The sequence below is a fragment of the Paenibacillus sp. PvR098 genome, from assembly GCF_017833255.1.
Taxonomy (GTDB): Bacteria; Bacillota; Bacilli; order Paenibacillales; family NBRC-103111; genus Paenibacillus_G.
This window is the reverse complement of record NZ_JAFIBU010000001.1, coordinates 746570-766458: the sequence shown is the minus strand read 5'-3', so window position 1 is coordinate 766458 and position 19889 is coordinate 746570. Positions and strand designations below refer to the sequence as shown.

The 19889-nt window shown below is 47.6% G+C and carries 19 protein-coding genes; 3 read left to right on the top strand and 16 right to left on the bottom strand.

Annotation, left to right across the window (positions count from 1 at the left end):
• Positions 1 to 13: 13 nt before the first annotated feature.
• Genes JOE45_RS03795 through JOE45_RS03785 form a run of 3 tightly spaced genes read right to left on the bottom strand, consistent with a single transcriptional unit; the run spans position 14 to position 3917 of the window.
• The gene (locus JOE45_RS03795) at positions 14 to 2140 is read right to left on the bottom strand and encodes a hydantoinase/oxoprolinase family protein (RefSeq protein ID WP_210021453.1); all 2127 of its coding nucleotides are present in this window, start codon (positions 2138 to 2140) and stop codon (positions 14 to 16) included.
• A gap of 26 nt (positions 2141 to 2166) precedes the next feature.
• A complete protein-coding gene (locus tag JOE45_RS03790; RefSeq protein ID WP_210021454.1) occupies positions 2167 to 2493 on the bottom strand; it encodes an acetone carboxylase subunit gamma in 327 nt (108 codons plus the stop codon).
• On the bottom strand, positions 2490 to 3917 hold the full coding sequence (locus JOE45_RS03785) for a hypothetical protein (protein WP_210021455.1): 1428 nt from the start codon (positions 3915 to 3917) through the stop codon (positions 2490 to 2492). Before JOE45_RS03785 ends, JOE45_RS03790 begins: the two co-directional genes overlap by 4 nt.
• 394 nt (positions 3918 to 4311) lie before the next feature.
• Between JOE45_RS03785 and JOE45_RS03780 the strand changes: the two genes are divergently transcribed.
• Positions 4312 to 4680, top strand: a complete 369-nt coding sequence (locus tag JOE45_RS03780) for a DUF423 domain-containing protein (RefSeq protein WP_210021456.1) — start codon at positions 4312 to 4314, stop codon at positions 4678 to 4680.
• 81 nt (positions 4681 to 4761) lie between these two features.
• Here JOE45_RS03780 and JOE45_RS03775 read toward each other — a convergent pair whose 3' ends face one another.
• The 4 genes from JOE45_RS03775 to JOE45_RS03760 all read right to left on the bottom strand — a co-directional run bounded on the left by JOE45_RS03775 (position 4762) and on the right by JOE45_RS03760 (position 7769).
• Complete coding sequence (locus tag JOE45_RS03775; RefSeq protein ID WP_210021457.1) at positions 4762 to 5067, bottom strand: hypothetical protein; 306 nt, start codon at positions 5065 to 5067, stop codon at positions 4762 to 4764.
• A gap of 179 nt (positions 5068 to 5246) precedes the next feature.
• The gene (locus JOE45_RS03770; protein ID WP_210021458.1) at positions 5247 to 5618 is read right to left on the bottom strand and encodes an HpcH/HpaI aldolase family protein; all 372 of its coding nucleotides are present in this window, start codon (positions 5616 to 5618) and stop codon (positions 5247 to 5249) included.
• A complete protein-coding gene (locus JOE45_RS03765) occupies positions 5611 to 6417 on the bottom strand; it encodes an MOSC domain-containing protein (RefSeq protein WP_210021459.1) in 807 nt (268 codons plus the stop codon). The genes JOE45_RS03770 and JOE45_RS03765 overlap by 8 nt, the downstream gene beginning before the upstream one ends.
• A 110-nt stretch (positions 6418 to 6527) precedes the next feature.
• The gene (locus JOE45_RS03760) at positions 6528 to 7769 is read right to left on the bottom strand and encodes an MFS transporter (protein ID WP_210021460.1); all 1242 of its coding nucleotides are present in this window, start codon (positions 7767 to 7769) and stop codon (positions 6528 to 6530) included.
• A gap of 234 nt (positions 7770 to 8003) precedes the next feature.
• Between JOE45_RS03760 and JOE45_RS03755 the strand changes: the two genes are divergently transcribed.
• Together JOE45_RS03755 and JOE45_RS03750 are read left to right on the top strand one after the other, a co-directional pair.
• Positions 8004 to 8408: a hypothetical protein gene (locus tag JOE45_RS03755; RefSeq protein ID WP_210021461.1), complete on the top strand. Its 405-nt coding sequence runs from the start codon at positions 8004 to 8006 to the stop codon at positions 8406 to 8408.
• Positions 8409 to 8575: 167 nt separating this feature from the next.
• Positions 8576 to 9802 carry a S8 family peptidase gene (locus JOE45_RS03750; protein ID WP_245246571.1) on the top strand — a complete coding sequence of 409 codons (1227 nt, stop codon included), beginning with the start codon at positions 8576 to 8578 and terminating at the stop codon, positions 9800 to 9802.
• 5 nt (positions 9803 to 9807) lie between these two features.
• Here JOE45_RS03750 and JOE45_RS03745 read toward each other — a convergent pair whose 3' ends face one another.
• The 9 genes from JOE45_RS03745 to JOE45_RS03705 form a co-directional block, all read right to left on the bottom strand.
• Positions 9808 to 11085 carry a TRAP transporter large permease subunit gene (locus tag JOE45_RS03745; RefSeq protein WP_210021462.1) on the bottom strand — a complete coding sequence of 426 codons (1278 nt, stop codon included), beginning with the start codon at positions 11083 to 11085 and terminating at the stop codon, positions 9808 to 9810.
• Positions 11082 to 11633, bottom strand: coding sequence for a TRAP transporter small permease (locus JOE45_RS03740; protein WP_210021463.1), 552 nt, complete (start codon positions 11631 to 11633; stop codon positions 11082 to 11084). The genes JOE45_RS03745 and JOE45_RS03740 overlap by 4 nt, the downstream gene beginning before the upstream one ends.
• 65 nt (positions 11634 to 11698) lie before the next feature.
• Positions 11699 to 12712 (bottom strand): TRAP transporter substrate-binding protein, encoded by a 1014-nt coding sequence (locus tag JOE45_RS03735; protein ID WP_210021464.1) that lies wholly within the window; start codon positions 12710 to 12712, stop codon positions 11699 to 11701.
• Positions 12713 to 12939: 227 nt separating this feature from the next.
• Positions 12940 to 13947, bottom strand: coding sequence for a Gfo/Idh/MocA family protein (locus JOE45_RS03730; protein WP_210021465.1), 1008 nt, complete (start codon positions 13945 to 13947; stop codon positions 12940 to 12942).
• Between the two features lie 27 nt (positions 13948 to 13974).
• The gene (locus JOE45_RS03725) at positions 13975 to 14964 is read right to left on the bottom strand and encodes a zinc-dependent alcohol dehydrogenase (RefSeq protein ID WP_210021466.1); all 990 of its coding nucleotides are present in this window, start codon (positions 14962 to 14964) and stop codon (positions 13975 to 13977) included.
• Positions 14965 to 15178: 214 nt separating this feature from the next.
• Positions 15179 to 16603, bottom strand: coding sequence for an FAD-binding oxidoreductase (locus JOE45_RS03720; RefSeq protein ID WP_210021467.1), 1425 nt, complete (start codon positions 16601 to 16603; stop codon positions 15179 to 15181).
• Entirely contained in the window at positions 16600 to 17901 is a 1302-nt protein-coding gene (locus JOE45_RS03715) for a (Fe-S)-binding protein (protein ID WP_210021468.1), read from the bottom strand. The genes JOE45_RS03720 and JOE45_RS03715 overlap by 4 nt, the downstream gene beginning before the upstream one ends.
• A gap of 1 nt (position 17902) precedes the next feature.
• Entirely contained in the window at positions 17903 to 19213 is a 1311-nt protein-coding gene (locus JOE45_RS03710) for an FAD-binding oxidoreductase (protein ID WP_210021469.1), read from the bottom strand.
• A 287-nt stretch (positions 19214 to 19500) separates the two neighbouring features.
• Positions 19501 to 19881, bottom strand: a complete 381-nt coding sequence (locus JOE45_RS03705; protein WP_210021470.1) for a Rieske (2Fe-2S) protein — start codon at positions 19879 to 19881, stop codon at positions 19501 to 19503.
• Positions 19882 to 19889 lie beyond the last annotated feature (8 nt).

Below are 19889 nucleotides of genomic sequence, written 5' to 3'. Positions count from 1 at the left end.
ATGCTAAATTATGTCATGCTTTTTCGATTATGCCGGCTTTATGGCGGTCCAATGAAAAGCGATAACCAAGAGGGATGACATAGGTCGTATACGCACTTTCGGCAATGGCCGGCCCCTCTAACAAATTGCCCGCGCTTAGCAAATCAAATGAATAGATCGGCGTCGACATCCACTGTTTTTCATAAATCCAAAATACGTCCCTTCTTCCCTTCAAAGCGCGAGAAGGACCGGAAGAAGCAGCAGGAAATGTCGGCAGCTCCTTTGCTTCTCGCGGAATTGAAGCATGTAAGGTAAACGCTTCGATAATGACCCCTCCTTCGACATTAAGTGAGAACGGACTGAATCTTCGTTTATAAGACTCGATAAACGTGGCATAGATCAGATCTGCGTCCCCCACAGATTCAATCCGAAGGAGAGGAGATACGATTCGCTTCACATGCACTTGTCCCCCGAATTTCATATCGAGTTCTAATGTGTACTCCAAAGCTCCTCTGTTTACTGATTCTGTGCCTAGATTTTGACAGGCCAGTGCTTGAAGTTCTTTAACGGCAGCATTGAAAGCGTCAAAATGATCCGGCCATTGCTGTCCGGGATACATGAGAACAAACGGCTTTGATTTACTTAAGGTGAGGCTGTGAGACAAGAGTGAGCTGGCAATTGCACAAAACACAGGCGAAAAAGGAAACGTTACAATTCGTTTAGGATCCAGCACTCTCGTATAGTCGCAGCAATGGGTTGGACCCGCACCACCGTATGCGAAAACGGTAAATTCTCTGGGATCGAAACCACGCATCAACGTTTCCTTCAACAATGTGTGTCCCATAAGGTCGTTCGCCATGCGCCGCATTCTGGCAGCTGCATCTACGACAGATATTCCTAGTGGACGAGCGATTCGTTCGTTAATGCAGCGATAAGCGCGATCCCGGTTCAGCTTCCGTTTTCCTCCGGCGAACGTGTCAGAATCAAGGTAGCCTAGAATGAGATCCGCATCCAGCAAAGTCGGATCGCTCGCTCCAAGATCGTAAGCTGCAGGTCCCGGCACCGATCCGGCGCTTTGCGGCATCGCTTCAAGCTGACCGTTACGTTCTTGGTTCACTTGGAATATGGTACCGCTGCCTGCCCCGATTGACGTCACTTCCAGCATATTGGCTCCAATGAGCCATCGATCAATGACTGGGCGCAATTCGCTCGTCATCGGCTCGCCAGCGCTAATGACGCCGACGTCAAACGTCGTTCCTCCCATGTCGGTCGTAATGATGTTATCGCCATATTTTTTCTTCAGGTGCGTTGCCCCGATCAGGCCAGCCGCTGGCCCGCCTTTAAATACGGAAACAGGCGCAGTAGACCAAACATCAGCTAGTCCTGCATTATTTTGAACAAGGGAAATCTGTCCTCGAAAGCCGTGCTTACGCAGCTCTTCGATCGCGCTGTACATTTGGAAGCGCATATTTTCCATCAAAAATAAATTGATCACTGCGGTCATCGTTCTTTGGTACTCCCCGCGAACTGAAGCTGACTCGCTCGAAAGGACAATAGGGAGCGCATATAAGTGATCCGGGAACTCTTCCTTGATGATTTCACGCACCCTCAGCTCATGGCTCGGATTCAGAAACGACCATAAGAAGGAGACGATAAAGCCCTGTACCCCTCCCTCTACCAAGCGGCGCACCTGCTCGCGAACCATCTCTTCATCTAACGGTCGGATGACGTTACCTCGTGAGTCCATCCTCTCCAAGATACCGACCGACAGCTCACGGGGAATAAGCGGGGACGGTTTCCGCGCATTCGGCAGCAGCGATTCCCGTTCGATGTCACGGATTCCGTCAATCCATTGCGCTCCCATTCCGATATAGATCGCATCCTCCGCCCCGGCTGTGGTCATCAGTCCAATTTTAGGCCCTTGTCGTGCTACAAGTTGATTCAACGCGGCTGTCGATGCATAACCGATCTCTTCCGTATTGGACAATAATTCGCTAATGTCAATGCGCAGCTCGTCTGCACATTCGCGCAATGCCTTAACCAGAACTTCACCGATTCGATCGTGCGCGCTTGGGCGTTTAGAGGATACAATACCCTGCTGATGAATGACGACACAATCCGCGAAGGTGCCGCCGATATCGATAAAGATTCGGTAGGTCATCCAACTCCCTCTTTCGTGGAAGGATTTTACTGATGTTTTCGCTTTAATTTCTCTAAATCGATCTCAATGTCGTGCGTAATTGGATGCCCCGGAGGAAGCATTTCGTTCTCAAACATGACTCCGCATCTAGGGCAATAAAATTCCACAAGACGAGCCCAATCAGAATCGGGGGCAAAGGTGTACGTTTCGCCTTCGACAAGAGGGCGGAAAACTTCTTTCGGATCCCGCGCTTGGATCAAACAGCCCTCTTTATAATTCATTCGTGCATCTACGAGCTCGATTCCGCAGCGATTGCAGCACCACATCTCCGAATTCAAGTCAATATCTAAGCTTTCTGTAATTCGTATTCTCATGACGACCTCCGAATAAGTGCAGCCCTTCCGCTTGATATGGGCTTGAAAATCCAACCGGGAGGCACCAAACATTCCGTCTCGTACCCCTCTATGTAATGAAGACCGTTCACTTCTTCCAGCAAGGCGACCTGAGTCCCCCCGATGCTCGGGGAAGACAGCCAGCCGCTATTTGCGCTCCATCGAATCGTTTTTGAAGTAGAGTTCCTTGCAGCATTAGAGACAAACGGTCTGCCTAACGTCAGATACAGATTCCTTATCCCTAATGAATCCGCAAGATGACAAGCAACCATACCGCCGATCGTGCCGGATACCATGAGTGGTGTATCCGAGAATAACTGCCCTCCTTCAACCATTGCCTTTCTCCTTACGAGGCTCGCAAGCTCTTGAATCCATTGGGATAAGTAGCGAATAGATCCGTTTCCTTCGCTATAGCCTTGTTCCTCTTGATCAGGCAGCAATCCGGCGGAAGCCAAAAGGTCATGTACCGGTTCCTTCTTTTGGTTATGAGGAAACAAGGTGCGAAGTGGCGTGCAGTCTGTAATCGAACATGATTTATACGTCCCGCCACTTTCAATGATAGCGGTTTCAATTTTGTATAAATCAATATGGATGGCTACTCCTTCGCTTACGGCCTCCTCTTTCGACCAATGACGGATATCGGTGAAAAAACGATGTCTGTCATATGCCAGCATGTCCCACGGATAACATTGGGAGCTTGGAACCAGACGATTATCGCCCGTATTAGTTAATAATCGACCTGTAAATCCGTGCTCGCGCAGCAGTTGCTGAACCTCTTTCAATTGTTGTAAAAGGGAGCCGCGAACATATCCGCTCACGACAACAGACTCAAGCCGATCCCATTCGCTACGCTGCTGTACAAGATGTAAAGGAATTAATATAGGGATGGAACCTAACAAATGCGGAGGATACAGGGTGGTGATCTTTTTCTTTAGTTCTTCTTCTTGAAACTGCTGATCTAGTAATGGTGCTATACAAATAGCAACCGTTTCCGCGCCGTGATAGAGAAAACGGTTCATAGCGTTACGGAGTGAAGCCGTCGGGTCAACGACACCCTCTGTCGGCATTACATAAAGGAACTCTTGAGGAATTTGAAGTAATGAAAATAGTTTTAAAGCCTGTTCTTTAAAAGAATTTGAGGTGATCAGACCGACAGGCTGGCCGCTGAGGGAATACACAGTTTTACTAACACAGTTTGTTTGAAGGCGGATTTCAGGACAACAGTGCAAGAAAAGAGAGGTGTCGATCAAGTCTATCTCTGAAGCTTGTTTAAGTACGCTTCGAATACCATGCATCGCACCCGCGCGATCGATATCCGATACGGCAAGCGTATACCCACGATCATCAAACAAAGCAACGGCACGATCCATAATCTCAATTAGAAAGGATGAACGGGCAGGATTCATACGGCCTCCTTCATTCCGAAATCGCGAATTAATCAATAACTAATCATTGATTATTCTTTCATTTTGATCGGTTTCCTTCACATGGATGATGTCTGCCCAGAAAAATAGGTGCGTTATCTATTGTTTATTACGTTAATTTGTTTCGCGTTTAATATCCATAATATACCATCCCGCTCACCATTACGTCAATCCGTAATGACAACTGATTTGTACCTATAGGACAGTCACGCAGTCACACCATTCGCCTCCCGCACTCACCCGACCTTCTTACAGGCATGACTCCGATCACATCACCTCCGCCATTCAGAATAGCGTTAGCTATTTCACCCATTAATCCTATTATATTTGACGAAATGATTTATTATCGGTAGTATTTCGGAAGGAGGCGTTGTTCATGAATACGTTATTGCTGCTCGGAAGTTTAAATATGTTCATTGCGGTTGCTTTAGGCGCTTTTGGGGCGCATGCATTAAAGAAAAAGCTGTCCGAGGACATGATGAAGGTTTACCAGACGGGAATTCAATATCATATCGCCCATGCACTCGGATTGCTCTTGCTCGGTCAGAACGCAGGGAGCGACGTGGGATCCTCACTCGTCATTACTGCCGGCTGGTTCCTACTCGCTGGGATTATCCTGTTCTCTGGCAGCCTATATGCTTTAAGTTTAACTGGCGTTAGAAAACTAGGTGCTATTACACCACTCGGCGGTATCGCCTTTTTAGCCGGTTGGATTATTTTTATGGTTGCCATAGCCCAAGGATAAGCAGAAACAATAAGCCGCATGCCCCCGGTCTCCCTGGGGTTCTTTTGTAATCGGCCTTGTTTGAATTTATCCATAGCTCAATTATTGTTTCTTATGCTCCCGCGAGGTTGTCTCAAGCTCCTTGAATGCTTCTATAAATGTACCTGGATCTGCTTTCACCGTGTAAGAATAGACGCCTTGCTTCGTGTGTAAATAGAGAACCCCTTCTTCGCTGCCCAGCCTTCGATAAGACATATCAAATACTTCATCGATGGGAAACCTCCTATACCCGGTAACAATTTTATCTTCATACAAGTACAACCAACGGTCATGCACAACCGTTTTTTGTTCTGTGCTGCTCACTTCCCGCTGAACCTTATAATAGGGCTGTTTAGCTATCCAATTCATAATATCCCCCTACTTCGAATCATTTTAAGAGCTGTTAGCGTCTTAAGTTTACCATGAAATAAGAGTCCGATAAAATCAAAACAACTCACGTAAAGGGCCCTATGAACCCCAGGTTCATAGGGCCCTGTGAGAGAGGCTGTTTATTGTGGTAGAACCGCTTCTGTGATCTCCTTATGATATTATTTCAATTGATTTGATGGGTTGCCCGCCTTAACAGCTTCTCCGAATGCGGAGAACACCACAGGAGTAATCGCTATACCGATATAAGGAGCGCCCCATTGTTGTTTTTGAGTGACCGCCGGCGCGCTCGCTACTTGGATTCCTACCGTAACGCCATGCTTCTGACCTGCTGCCATCACTCCGTTCATTGTTTTTTGAACTTCCGGATGATCCGGCCCTTCAGCGCTGTAACCCATCGTAACCGATAAATTAGAATTGTTGCATTTAAAAGCAGCAATCTTGGCGAAAAGAACCAATTTAAAAAACCACGCTTCGGGAAGCGCGGTTTGCTCTATTGCCAAAAGTACCGGACCGTTAAGCCCTTTACTCAAACTCCATATAATCCCCCCGACGGATACGCCCGCCCTGCAGCACTGATGCGTAAACTCCAACGGCTCCTGCGTTATGCTTTACAGCAGTACGTAATACGTTAGGATCTTTTGGAAGATCGCCCTGCTCCAGTGTTGTCATGATACATCGAATGGTGGGTTGTACAATCTGCAAACGAACCTCATTGCCGAACCGTAATGTTTTGCCAACCCATTCATTCTCAACAAAGCCTTCTCCATTGAGAACATCGATCACCAGATTAGGCCGAAAGCGTCTAACCTCGAGACGACTTTGAGGTGCTAGAGCACGCATTTGGTTGATCGTGGCTGTTGTTAAGATATGAACGAATCCGATATCAAAAAAGGTCCCCTCAGGAGACGTACGTGTAAATACGGAATCACGATCTTGAAGCTCCTCCATATCAGGGATATAGCCTTCGAACTGCACTTCCTGTGACAGCTCTCCCGTTAGTTTTACAGGCCTGCCAAAGCTATTGGAAAGTCTTTCTCCCAAATCGCTTTCCGTACTTTCGCCGGTCGATCCATCAGGAAATGTGATTCGCACCGGCTGTTGTGCAGCATCAATGGAGGGCGGCTCCATATAAGCCGCGCGATATTCAAACATACGCGGCCACTTCAAAGGGTTCTTTGCGTTAGCCAATTTACCGGTTGAGGTATCCAGCACGGCATAGGCGCGATCTCCTAATAAGCCCTGAGAAGTCACGTCACACGAATTCATTTCTTCACCCATCATGGATTTTACAGGATATCTCCAAAGCGATACGACTCTCGATTGACCCATTAAAGTGATCCCCACTTTCTCTTATGATATAAAATATTAACTAAGTTAACGTTATCAACAAAAAGCGCTTCTTCGTTATTTTATCTTATTCGAAACGAATCTTGAACCCCTTAGTTTAATTCGGTTAACCGATCATCTGCGTTTTGATCCGGATCCGTCCCCTTTGTTTCTATACCAAAGAACAGTACAGCTAGTGCTCCGATGACTATCGAAACGAAGAATACCAAAAATATCGTTGTGATTGGGGTTCCCTGTGCCGCCAGAATGCCTACAAGGTAGGGTCCGATGATGCCGCCGATCCTTCCGAAGGATGTGGCAAGTCCAACCCCGGTAGAGCGGACCGAAGTCGGGTACAGCTCTGGAGTGTATGCATAAATCCCTCCCCAGGCACCAAGGTTAAAAAAGGAGAGGCTCACTCCTGCCGCAATCAGCATCCCCTCCGTTTCGGCATTGCCAAACCAAACTGCACTTGCTGCCGTTAAGAGAAGATAGGTAACGAGCACAAACTTCCGGCCGTATTTTTCGATAAAGTAAGCAGCCGTAAAATATCCGGGCAGCTGTGCAAGAGTCATGATCATGACATATTGAAAGCTTTTCACAAGGTCAAATCCCTTCCATATCATGACAGTCGGAAGCCACAGGAAAATGCCGTAATAAGAAAATACTAAGGTAAACCATACAATCCAGAGTGTAATGGTAGACTTGCGGTGCTTCGCCGACCATACGGATGCCACCCGCTCCATAAACGTCAGCTTCCTGCTTTGCTGACCGATATAACGAGGAGAATCCTGGATGGCCCGCCGGAGGTAGAGAGCATAGAAAGCCGGCAGCGCACCGATAATAAAAGCTGTCCTCCAGCCGTAATCCGGTATAACGAAATAGGCGATCAACGCCGCGACAAGCCACCCGCCGGCCCAGAAGCTTTCAAGCAGAACAACCGCGCGCCCCCTTTCTTGGACTGGTACGGATTCAGATACGAGTGTCGAGGCAACCGGCAGCTCCCCGCCCAAGCCCAACCCGGCTACAAAACGCAGTACACACAGTACAACAAAGCTGGTGGCCAAAGCGGACAACCCGCTAGCGGCAGAGAAAATAAGAAGCGTCCAGATCAGCACAGACCGGCGTCCATAACGGTCCGCAAGCAATCCCGCGATAGCCGCTCCAACGGCCATTCCGACCGAATTGATGGCCGTCAGCAGCCCAATCTGCTGTGCAGCCAGATTCCATTCAACAGCCAAAGCGGCAACGATGAACGAGATCATTCCCACATCCATCGCATCGAACAGCCAGCTAAGTCCAGCGCTGAACAGCAATTTACGATGCTTCGGTTCACGGAGTAAAGATGCTTTCATTATGATCAAGTTTCCTTTTCCACGGTATTTAATCTACGGTCTATACCTTCCAATCCTTCTATTATTACCGTAGCTTCGATCTTCAAACATTATGATTACTCTATATAAAACGCGGCTAAGTCTAGAATCTATTAGGTATCTACCTTTTTTTACTAGTAACAGGTTCATCCCCATTCATCAGTAACCAAAACAGCATAGAATGAATCATCACTAACGAAAGGTTGTGTGTTGAAAATGGCGAAGCAGATTGTTCGTAACATGAAGTCAGTCCGTGCAGCAAAGCCTGTCCAGGCAGCTCAATTGTCCAACATTACCGGAGTCTGGAATTGCAGTGACGGGGGTCGTTATTACATCAGGCAAATTGGCAGACGTATATTCTGGGCGGGGCTTAGCGGCCGAGGAAACGGTGCTGTTTTTACCAATGTATACCGCGCCACTCGAACCGGAGACGTTATATCAGGCCAGTGGGCTGACGTGCCCCGTGGCGTTACTTTAAACAGTGGCACCCTGACGGTGGAAGTTTTTATTAACAATAACGGGGTACTGAGCCTTCGACAGCTTGCTCAAACAGGGGGATTCGGCGGACAACGTTGGACTTTCATACGAGCACGGGGACTTTCGGTAACAAAGCGTAAATAATAGATTCAAAATACTAGAAATGAGGAAGACTTGGAGGCTATGCCTCCTTTTTTGTTTTAGCGGAGAATTTCAGGTTTTAATTTTTTTCCTAATGTTATAGGCGGCTCTCCAAGCTCAAACCGTACATCACCCATAAGCTGTTGTATAAATTGAAAGAGGTGCTGCGATTGAGTAACAATCAGAAAATGGACCCCGATTTGCGGCGAATGTTAAAACCGGCCCATCACTGGAAACGCCGTATCCCCTTGGTTCAAGTGATTGTTCAATTTAAGGGGAAAAATCAAAAAAAACAGCTGCAAGCTTTGAAAAAATATATGCACCCTTATCAGTTGAAAAATCATGTCCGTTTGGGCTTAATTCGTTCGATAGCCGTAAAGGTGCCAGCCGATTGTATTGGCAGGTTATGCAGTTGCAAACAAGTGAGTTATGTTTACAGGGACCGGAAAAATCGAATTCACCTTAATGTGGCCACTCCTGCTATCGGAGCCTCAGCAGCACAAGCATCCGGATGGACTGGATCGGGGGTAACCATTGCCATCTTGGATACAGGCATATACCCCCATCCTGATTTAACAAAGCCAATTAATCGAATCGTCGCTTTCAAAGATTTCATTAACAACCGCAAGCGCCCTTACGACGATAATGGTCACGGGACTCATTGCGCTGGCGATGCGGCGGGTAACGGCCTCAGCTCGAAAGGGAAATACAAAGGACCCGCACCGAAAGCCAAGCTAGTAGGTATCAAAGTATTGGATCGAGATGGAATTGGCACCGATTCAACTACTATCCGGGGTATCGATTGGTGCGTGAAGAACAAAAAGCGCCTTGGCATTCGTATCCTTTCCCTTTCCTTAGGCGGCTCAGCGAGCGTCCCTTCCAAAAGGGATCCGTTGTGCCAGGCCGTCGAAAAAGCATGGAAACAAGGATTGGCTGTCGTTACTTCCGCAGGTAATTCAGGTCCAGGCCGGAGAACGATTTCTTCCCCAGGGATCAGCCCTTTAGGAATTACGGTAGGCGCAAGTAACGACCGAGGGAGCACCAAAGTTTCGGATGACCGAATCGCACGCTTTTCCAGTCGTGGTCCGACAATAGATGGCGTTGTGAAACCCGATCTCGTGGCACCTGGAACAACCATCATCTCTTTGCGAGCGCCGGGCTCGGCACTGGATCAGACCGAGAAAAGCTCAAGAAAAGGCCGATGGTACTTCACGTTATCGGGTACGAGTATGTCAACCCCTATTGTCGCAGGAACTGCTGCGCAGCTGTTACAGAAACATCGTTCATTAACCCCTAATCAAGTCAAAAGGTTATTAAAGCGGCGAGCTCTCAGTCTTGGGGCTAACCAAAACACGCAGGGCTCAGGTGCCGTGGACGTCAGATTCTTGGCACGCTAACGCCATTAGGAGAACCATTCAAGGGGTACGAGTACAAGTGACGGGAATAAAATCAGCAAAATCAATACTAGGATTTCTACAAGCAGAAACGGCCAGACCCCTTTCATAATATCCTCCATGCTGATTTTACTCACCCCGGCCATCACGTTCAATACGGTTCCAACAGGCGGCGTTAATAATCCAATGGCATTGTTTATAATGAACAAGACACCGAAATAAACGGGATCAATGCCTGCCTGTTCAATCACCGGCAATAATACAGGCGTTAAAATCAGAATGGTAGGCGTCATATCCATTGCGGTTCCGATCAATATAACTAAAATGTTAATCATGACCAGAAGCAGCAGGGGGTTATCCATAAAAGGGTCTAACAGATGAACCACTGCGGCAGGCAAATTCGCAATTGTCATCAACCATGAGGATACCAGAGCCGCACATACCAGAAACATCACTACACTTGTCGTCTTGGCTGCCCTTATCAGCACATGGTATAAATCTTTTATTTTCAGTCCGCGATAAATGACTAGTCCAACAAATAAAGCATAGACGGCAGCCACGACAGCCGCTTCTGTCGGAGTGAACACACCTCCTCTAAGACCGCCGATAATAATCACCGGTAAGAAAAGCGCCCAAATCCCTTGTCTGAATTCAACAAATATTTCTTTGGCCGTTTTACGAGGTTGAACCTTTAATTTATCCTTGCGAGCCATAATGGCCCATGTGATCGTCAGTCCTAATCCCATGAGAAGACCTGGTACAATCCCCGCCAAAAAAAGCTTGGTAATCGACACACCGCCGATGACACCGAACATGATGAAACCAATACTTGGCGGGATCACGGGTGCAATGATTCCAGCCGACGCAATCAATCCGCTAGAGCGTTTGATATCATATCCGTTCTTCACCATCATAGGAATCAAAATAGCTCCCAAAGCCGCCGTATCTGCGATAGCTGATCCCGACAAGCTTGCAAACAGTATTCCGGCAATAATAGCTACGTATCCAAGTCCCCCTCGAATGTGACCAACCAATGACATTGCCATGGATACGATTCGATGAGACAGCCCCCCGGCATTCATCAGCTCCCCGGCCAGAAGGAAAAAAGGAATCGCCATGAGAGGAAAATTATCTGCCCCAATAATGAGATTTTGCGCGATAATTTGACTGTCAAAAATATCAAGGTAAAGCATTAAACCAACGCCGCTTAATAACAAAGCAAAAGCAATCGGCATGCCAAGCGCCATGGTACCAAGTAGAGAACCAATAAATACCCCGATCATCATGGTTTACCCTCCTTTCCCTTTTGTTCCTGATGAAATTCCAACAGCTCTTCAGATTCTTTTACTAAGTTGAAATCCTCTGCTTTGATTTTGTTAAACACTAATCGATAAAGATTGATCATCAGCATCAATAAAATCGCCACACTCATCAGAATACCTGTAACATATATAAAGGAAAGCGGCAATCCCGTAGCCGGTGCTTTACTATGAAGATTAATCATCGTCAATTTCCAGCTGCCTTCCAAGATGAGACCGCATGCTAACATCATTAGCAAGCTGCTGACGATATACACCATTTTTCTGATTTTTATGGGCAGTCGCTTAACCAATGTATCTACACCCAAGTGTTCATTATCTTTAAATGCAGCGACAGCCCCTATAAAAGTCAACCAAACGAATAAAAAGCGCGATAACTCCTCGGAAGAAATGATTCCGGAGCTAAATACGTAACGAAGAACAACATTTGCAAATACCAGAATCACCATAGTACTAATTGAAGCAACCATTATGCCTTTGAATATATGGTCAAAGATCTTAACTATTTTCTGCATATCGGTTCCCCGCTTTGTTATAGGAGTCTTCCCGACACTTGATCAGGAAGACTCTCTATATGGAATTAGTTTAGACTTTGAATTTTTTGTATCCAGTCCTGCATGAGCTTGCTATAGCCTGAATAGGCCGTTTGTGCCGCTTCAGCAAATGGTTTCGTATCCGGTTTCGTGAAGGTGACTCCCGCTTTAATCATATCCGCTTCTATCGTTTTCATGTTTTTATCTACCGTTTCACTTTCGAACTGCTGAGCCTCTTTGGCCGCCTCGTCTATAGCCTTCTTCTCCGCATCTGTTAAGGAGGCATATATCTTGTCACTCAGCACAAGATAAGCAACCTGATATTGGTGACCTGTCAGGGCAACGTACTTTTGAACCTCCTGAAATTTATTGGAAAATGTTGTAGGCAAAGGATTTTCTTGTCCATCGATAACATGCGTATCCAACGCGGAGTACACTTCAGAGAAAGGCATGGCTACAGGCGCTGCCCCCATCGCTTTAAACGCAGGCGGAGCTGTCGGTGTTTCCGGAACTCTTATTTTCAATCCTTTTAAATCTGCTAATGTGTTAATGGGTTTATTGCTCGTTATATGTCTTGGAGGCCGCTTAAAGTAGGTCATCGGGCGAAATCCCGCATCCGTCATTTTTTGATGTAATTCATCACCAGACTTGCTCGCCAAAAATTGATCAAGATGGCTTTGATCCCTAAACAGATATGGAATTCCATATATACCAATGTCCTCTACCCAATACGAGACAGGTTCCAGAGTCACGGTACCATGAATGGTACCGGCTAGAATTCCTTCTAATGCCTGACGTTGTGCTCCGAGGGTACCTGAATCATGAACTTGAATCGTAATGCTGCCCTGCGTCTTTTCTTTTACCAAATCAGCAAATTTCCTTGTTGCTTGACTCCAGCTATCGGAAGGCGACTGATCTAGGGCAAATGTGAGCTTCTTGGTTTGGACATTATTGCTTGTGCCATTATCGGTTTTGACGTCACCTTGCGACGGGTTTGAACCACAGCCAGCAAGCAAGACCAGAACTAATGAGATAAAGACATTTCGTTTCAATAGTTTCATTATTCTTGACCCTCCCACTTTACTTATATTTAGACTCACTACCATCGGCCTTATCTAAAAACTGTAAGCGGTTACAATTTTAAATAACGATCACCTTGCCCGTACCCTTTTTCTATTCAATCCAATGGCTCCACTTCTCAGCTCCTCTTAACGAAGTGTAGGCCCGGCATCACCTGACCTACACTTCTTTGTTTTACAGGTTATACCGCAGACAATATGTACTACGGTTAATCCAGCATGATGACTCTCTTTTCTTCCGCTGAGCGTTGGGCGGCTTCAATCAGCTTGAGCTGCAGCAGGATCTCTTTCCCGGACGCGATCGGTTCTCTGTCTTCACGAATGGAATCCACGAATTCTTTCATTTGCACTGCAAAATTGTGAGGAAGCGGCTCGCCGGTCATGATCAGCTCCCCATTGACATAGAGGTCGGTTTCTGCCGTGCCTATAAATCCGATATGATCCCCCGCTTGCGTAAAATAGATGGAACCTTCGGAGCCAATCATTAGCCCTTCATGTCTCGATTGCTTATTATTAATGGATAGGAAATTCGTAGCATGCGTCCCATCGTCGAATCCGATAATAATGGTGACGTCGTCATCCCCTTCGAAATCGGGGTTGCTTGAGGCTCCCTGTGCATATACAGATACAGGTCTTCTGTCATCCAGCATCCATAATGTAAAATCAATACTGTGAGAGCCCAGCATCGGGTATACAAGACCGCCAGTGGCTTTTTTGGAGCGCCACCACACCGGAGCCGTGTTTACGTCGAAATAGCAAGCGAAGGTATAAAGCATATTGGTGATCCTGCCAATGTGTGCCCGCTGCTTCCTGGCTTCCTGCAGGGCGATAAAGAAACGTCGGCTCTGGGCGACCATGAGCTTTACTCCATTGCTGTCGGCTGCCTCTACCATCGCCTTGCCTTCGGCTATAGAATTAGCCATCACTTTTTCCACCAGTACATGCTTACCCGCTTCGCATGCTTGCGTCGTGATCTTTTCGTGCAAATGATGTGGCAGACAGATAACAACGGCATCAATGTCAGGGTCTTTGAACGCTTCCTCTGTAGAAGTATAATATCGAACACCGTATTCCTCTGAATAAGACTTTGCAAGATGCTCCTGCATATCTACAACGGCAGCAAGCTCACAGTGCTCCGGCCAACTTTGGATTCCGTCGATGTGAGTGCGGGATATTCTGCCTAATCCTATCACAGCGATTCTTACCTTTGTAATCATATTTATCCGCTCCTTCTGTATTGCCAATTAAGAATCCGGCGTAATGAGAATTTTTACTTGATCCAAATCCTCGTTATATTTCTTCATCGCTTCATCAATCTTGGATAAAGGATAGCTTCCTGTAATTAAAGATTTGATATCAATCATGCCTTGAACGACCGGATTCATTAACCGGGCAAATCGCTGCTTCCTAAACTCAGGACCGTGATGCATAAACGCCGGAAAACGCACATCCATGGCATGATGATGGAACCGGTGAAGATTCACTTTTATCGGCGCCATCATATCGGGTACCGAGGCTACAATGCCTTCGTCTCTTGTTACATCGATACACAAGTTATAATAATCTTCCGTTAGAGGGTTCCAGTATCCGCACGAGTGATAAGCTACGTCTACACCCTGTCCATTCGTCAAATCAAGGATGGCTTCCATGGCATTTTCTTTTGTTGTGTTAATCAGTACATCCGCACCCCGGTTTTTGGCCAATTCCAGGTGAGCATCCGAATAATCCACTGCGATCAGTTTTTCCGCTCCGCTTTTCTTCAGACCCTCGACGGCAATCAGTCCTTGAAAATTTAGCCCTGCGACAACCACGGTATCCCCCAATTTGACACCGCTCTCAAAAACCCCAAACATTCCAACGCAAATAGGTTCGGCCAAGCAAGCAATTTCCATATCCAATCCTTCCGGTGCTTTAAACAGATTATGAACCTTGGATTTGAAATGGGTCGACATCCCGTTATGCGGACCAAACAGCATGACCTTATCCCCTACTTCGAATTCCCTTACCTTTTTGCCCAAAGCGACAACGACGCCTCCGCCTTCATGTCCCATCCAAGGGAAACAATCCGGAGGAAGGTCATCGGGAATCAATAACCCCTGCCAAGCCCGTAAATCCGCATCACATATGGAGCTTTGATATGTTTTGACCAGCACCTCATCATCCTTAAGCTCAAGCTCTCTTTTGACTAATTGCAAATTCCGCGGTTCAGGCATGTGAACACATAAGGTTTCCACAACAATTCCTCCTTAAAAATCATTATTTTGTAATCGCATTCAGTTCAAGATCAATCCATGATATTATGATTTGATCACCTGCTCATCTTATCTATATTGATGAATCTTGAAATTATTACTGATGAAATCACAAAAGCGGGTGCCTCAGCACCCGCTCCACGTATGCATATTGAAAACAACGGATATGCTCCGAACCGCCGCACTCCGCACTCCGTTAATGCGTATGCGCTGCTCTCTTTACCTCTACGCAGCGAGAGGGCTTAGGGAACAGCTTATCCGGATTGCACAGATTATGAGGATTGAACACCCGCATAACCTCCACTTGCGCGGCAATCTCTTCGGGAGTGAAAATCTTAATCATATCCCTCTGCTTCTCGATGCCCACACCATGCTCGCCCGTGATGCTTCCCCCCACGTCGGCACAAACCTGCAGCACTTCTGAGCCCACCCTTACGGCCAACTCCGTTTCACCCGGGTTGGCTGCGTTGAACAAAATAAGCGGGTGCAGGTTTCCGTCTCCTGCATGGAACACATTCGCAATACGCAGTCCCGATTCCACACTAATGTCAGAAATGCGCTGCAGCACTTCCGGAAGACGGCTGCGGGGGATCACTCCATCTTGCACCATGTAGTCCGGGGAAATTCTGCCCATGGCTCCAAAAGCAGTTTTTCGATTTGCCCACCAAAGCGTTCTTTCTTGATCCGTCTGAGCCACTCGAACTTCCCGTACATGAAACTGGGTACAGATGTCGACGATCTGTTCCGCCATAGCTTCCATTCCGACGGTAAGGCCATCCAATTCAATAATCAGCACTGCGGCCAGGTCCTTAGGGTAGCCAACCGGATAATTTCCCGCTTCGACCCCTTCTATAGCCACCCGATCCATCATTTCAAGAGCACCCGGAATGATCCCTTCCGCAATAATAGCAGAGACCGTTTGGCTCGCGTCATCCACTGAATCGTACAAGGCAACAATGGTTTTGACACCCTGCGGCTTCTTGAGAATTCTTACGAAAATTTTGGTGACAATGCCCATCGTTCCTTCAGAACCAACAATAAGGCCAGTGACATCATAACCAGGCATATCCGGAACGGTACCGCCTAACGTTACGATTTCCCCGTCCGGCAGAACCATTTCCACGCCTAGGACGTGATTGCTGGTCACCCCGTATTTCAAACAATGCGGTCCGCCTGCGTTCTCCCCCACGTTCCCTCCAATGGTACAGGACATACCGCTAGAAGGATCCGGCGCATAATAATACCCTTCATGAGCGATAGCGTTCGTCAGCTTTAGATTCACATGTCCTGGCTCGACAACGGCCGTACGATTTTTGAAGTCCACACTTAACAATCGGTTCATCTTAACGAGGCTGATCAACACCTCCCCGTTAATCGGAGTGGCTCCTCCAGAGAGCCCTGTTCCGGCACCGCGTGGAATAAACGGAATCCGGTTATTGTGCAGTAATTTGACCACGGCAGCCACATGATCGGTGTTGTTTGGAAATACGACAGCCCTCGGACGGGCCCTAACAATTGTAAACCCGTCACATTCATAGGCGATCAGATCATCCGGCTTATGGATGACTTCTTTGAGACCAACGATGTTCTTCAGCTCGGCAACCAATTGTTCCTGATTCATGCCCCCGACCTCTTTTCTGCCTCATAGGCCCGATCCATAAGGGAAATAGTATGCACTACTTCCTGATCCATCGCCTTCCGGTGAACTCCTACGGACATCTGCATCATACAGCCCGGGTTCCCCATGACAAGGATCTCTGCCTCAGGAGGTACATTAGCCATTTTTTTATCCAAAATGGGTTCTGCCATATCCGGATGGGTCAGGTTATAAATACCGGCAGACCCACAGCATACATCGGAATCCCTCATTTCAATCAGCTCCACGCCCGGAATCGAATGGAGGAGCTGACGCGGCTGCGTTCTCACTTTTTGTGCATGAGCTAGATGGCAGGCGTCATGATAGGTGACCTTCACATCTACTCTTCCCTTTGGTGCTTCATAGCCAACCTCTACCAGGAATTCCGCGATGTCGCGAACCTTCGCTACAAACTGGCCTGCTTTATGGGCATATTCCTGATCGCTCTGCATCAGATCCTCATACTCTTTCAACGTCGCGCCGCACCCGGCCGCATTGATAATAATATAATCCACTCCAGCTTCCAGGAATGCATCAATGTTCTGCCTAGCCATTAGCTTTGCCGTGGGTCTTTCCCCTGCATGCACCTGAAGCGCCCCGCAGCAGGTTTGGGCTTGAGGAACCATCACATCAAAACCGTTTCGGGCCAGCACCCGAGCCGTGGCAAGATTGATGTCTGCATAGAGAACATCCATCACACAGCCCAAAATCAGCCCTACGGAACCACGTTTCTCTCCGATGGCCGGCACCAGCGGGGGAAGAACTTCCCGAGAGGTACGGGCAGACACCTCCGGCATTACCCTTTCCATGTCCTGCAGATGTCTAGGAAGCAGCCTCATGGCTCCGGTTCCGCGGACCAGCTTTCGCATTCCTGACTTCTGATACAATCTCGTGAGCGTGCCCAGAGCTTTCAACCGACCCGGATTCGGGAAAATGCCTTTTAGAAAAACGCTGCTAACCATTCCTTTGAAGCCTGTCAGTGGCTCTGCCTGGCGAATTTGACCGCGTGCCTCCTCGATCAGAGTCCCCACCTGCACACCGGAAGGACAAGCCGTTTCACAAGCACGGCAGTCCAGACAGCGGAAGACAGGATCGATAAATGACTCATTGATCGCCATTCTCCCTTCCGACACCGCTTTGATTAAATCTACGCGCCCCCGGGGAGATTGTGCCTCATTCCCCGTTTCCAGATAGGTGGGGCATGCCTGAAGACACAGTCCACAGTGCACACAAACGGAATATTTATCGACACTCGGTGGATCCGGCCACTTGAAATTGTTCATCCTAGCACCCTCCTACAAAACGCCCCGGGCTCAAGATGCAAGCCGGATCTATGGTTTGTTTGATACCTTTCATGATCGAAAGCCCACTTTGCATAGTGCCCCAAACGCCAATGTCTTTTTTAAGGGACTCTTCCCCATATTCCAGCACAAGATAGCCTCCCCGCTGCTCAGAACTTTGTCTGAGGAGCTGGGCCGTCTCAACCAACGCGGAAGGATCATTCGAGCGCAGTCGTATGCGAAGAGTTCCAACGCCTAGACTTGCCGTATAGTCAAGGGATACATTGCGTGAGGAGGCCTCCCTCTCAAACAAAGAGAGCAGGTCCGTCATGCTTGGGATCGGACAAGCTGCCTTGAGCAGCAATGAGTCGGGAGCAGTCTGCTTCCACTCAGTTCGGTGCTCTAGACCATACTGCTCCATTTCCTCATGGATTAGATGGACATAATCAACCTGTGAATCCATTGCACTTGCGAGCTGGCGAATCCGCTCAGCCTGATAGCGTGCTGCGCTTTCCACTTCATCGCATCCAATGGCTAGTTCATACAACCCTTCCGAAGGACGGTTTGTCAGCTCCAACCAGCTGGGAATACATTCCGAGGCAAGCACCCAAGCAGCGAGCGCCGTTAAATCCTCAAGTCGTTTACTGTGAGCAAGGATCATTTCTCTATGTTTGGGATAAGGGCGTACCCGGAGCGTCACTTCGCTGATGAAGCCGAGTGACCCATGGGAGCCGACAAACAGCTTGTTCATATCATATCCAGCAACATTCTTAACCACTTTACCGCCCGTGCGAATGATATTCCCATTCGGATATACCACTCTTAGACCGATTACGTTGTCCCGCCAGGATCCGTACAGTACTCTTTCGGGACCGCTTGCGGCTGTCCCAATAAGTCCGCCAATGGTCGATTCATCCGCAGTAGGCGGCATGATGGGAATGAATTGTCCATGCTCTCTCAGATACGACTGAATTTCGGAATAAGGAGTCCCGGCCCGCACCGTCATGGTAAGGTCGCCCACCGAATGTTCTACAATGCCCGTTAGCTGTCTTGAAGACAGCAGAATATCCGTCCTCTGCGGATTCTCTCCAATGAACAGCTGGCTCCCTAGACCAGTAGGTATGACGGCTAGACCTCTTTCTTGTGCGTTTCGCAATATCTCGGATACTTCAGCTTCACTGCCGGGTTCAGCAATCGGGAGTTCAGCATCATACGATAGCCCCAAACTCTTTTTCATCTCATCCGAACACTCGGTAACAACGCAAGATTGTGCCAACAGATGTAAATCAGGGCCAACGGCCTCTGGCTTATTCATTGTCTAATCCCTCACTTCTACATAAACTAATGAGTTTAGATCAATAAACAATAGAGCAGCCGGATGATCCAAGGCCGTCCTCTTCTATTGACCTGAATATCACAATTAATTTTTAATATATTCTATGGTTCATAAGAAGAAAAAAGACCCGCGTCTTATGGTTTCACCAGCTCAATAAGTACAGGCAACACGTTTGATCAGGATATGCACAAAGACGTGTAAGGCTCCATCCTCCAATCGGATCCAGGATTCCATACACGTCACGTGATATCTCGTCGGATGGTTGTTTACAAGATTTTCACTAGCCCTTCTTGAACCTCCACCTTATAGGTTTTGAGTTTAATTTCTTGATAAGCCAGGCACTGTCCCGTTTTAATTTCATACTCCAGGCCGTGCCAAGGACATGCTATGATTTCGCCATCTTTGATCCATTGTTTTTGCCAGTTCGTTTCTTTATTTGCAGCCAGCGTCCCCGATACTCTGCCTTCACATACGGGTCCGACCTGATGGGGACAAAGATTAGGGAGAGCATAAAGCTCCCCATCGATATTAAACACTCCGATTTCTCTATTCCTCACCTTGACCACTTTATGCGAACCCTTTGGAAAATCCTCCACTTTTCCCACAATCGTCTCGTCAGACACCATAGATCCTTCCTTTCCATTCATGTTGAGCT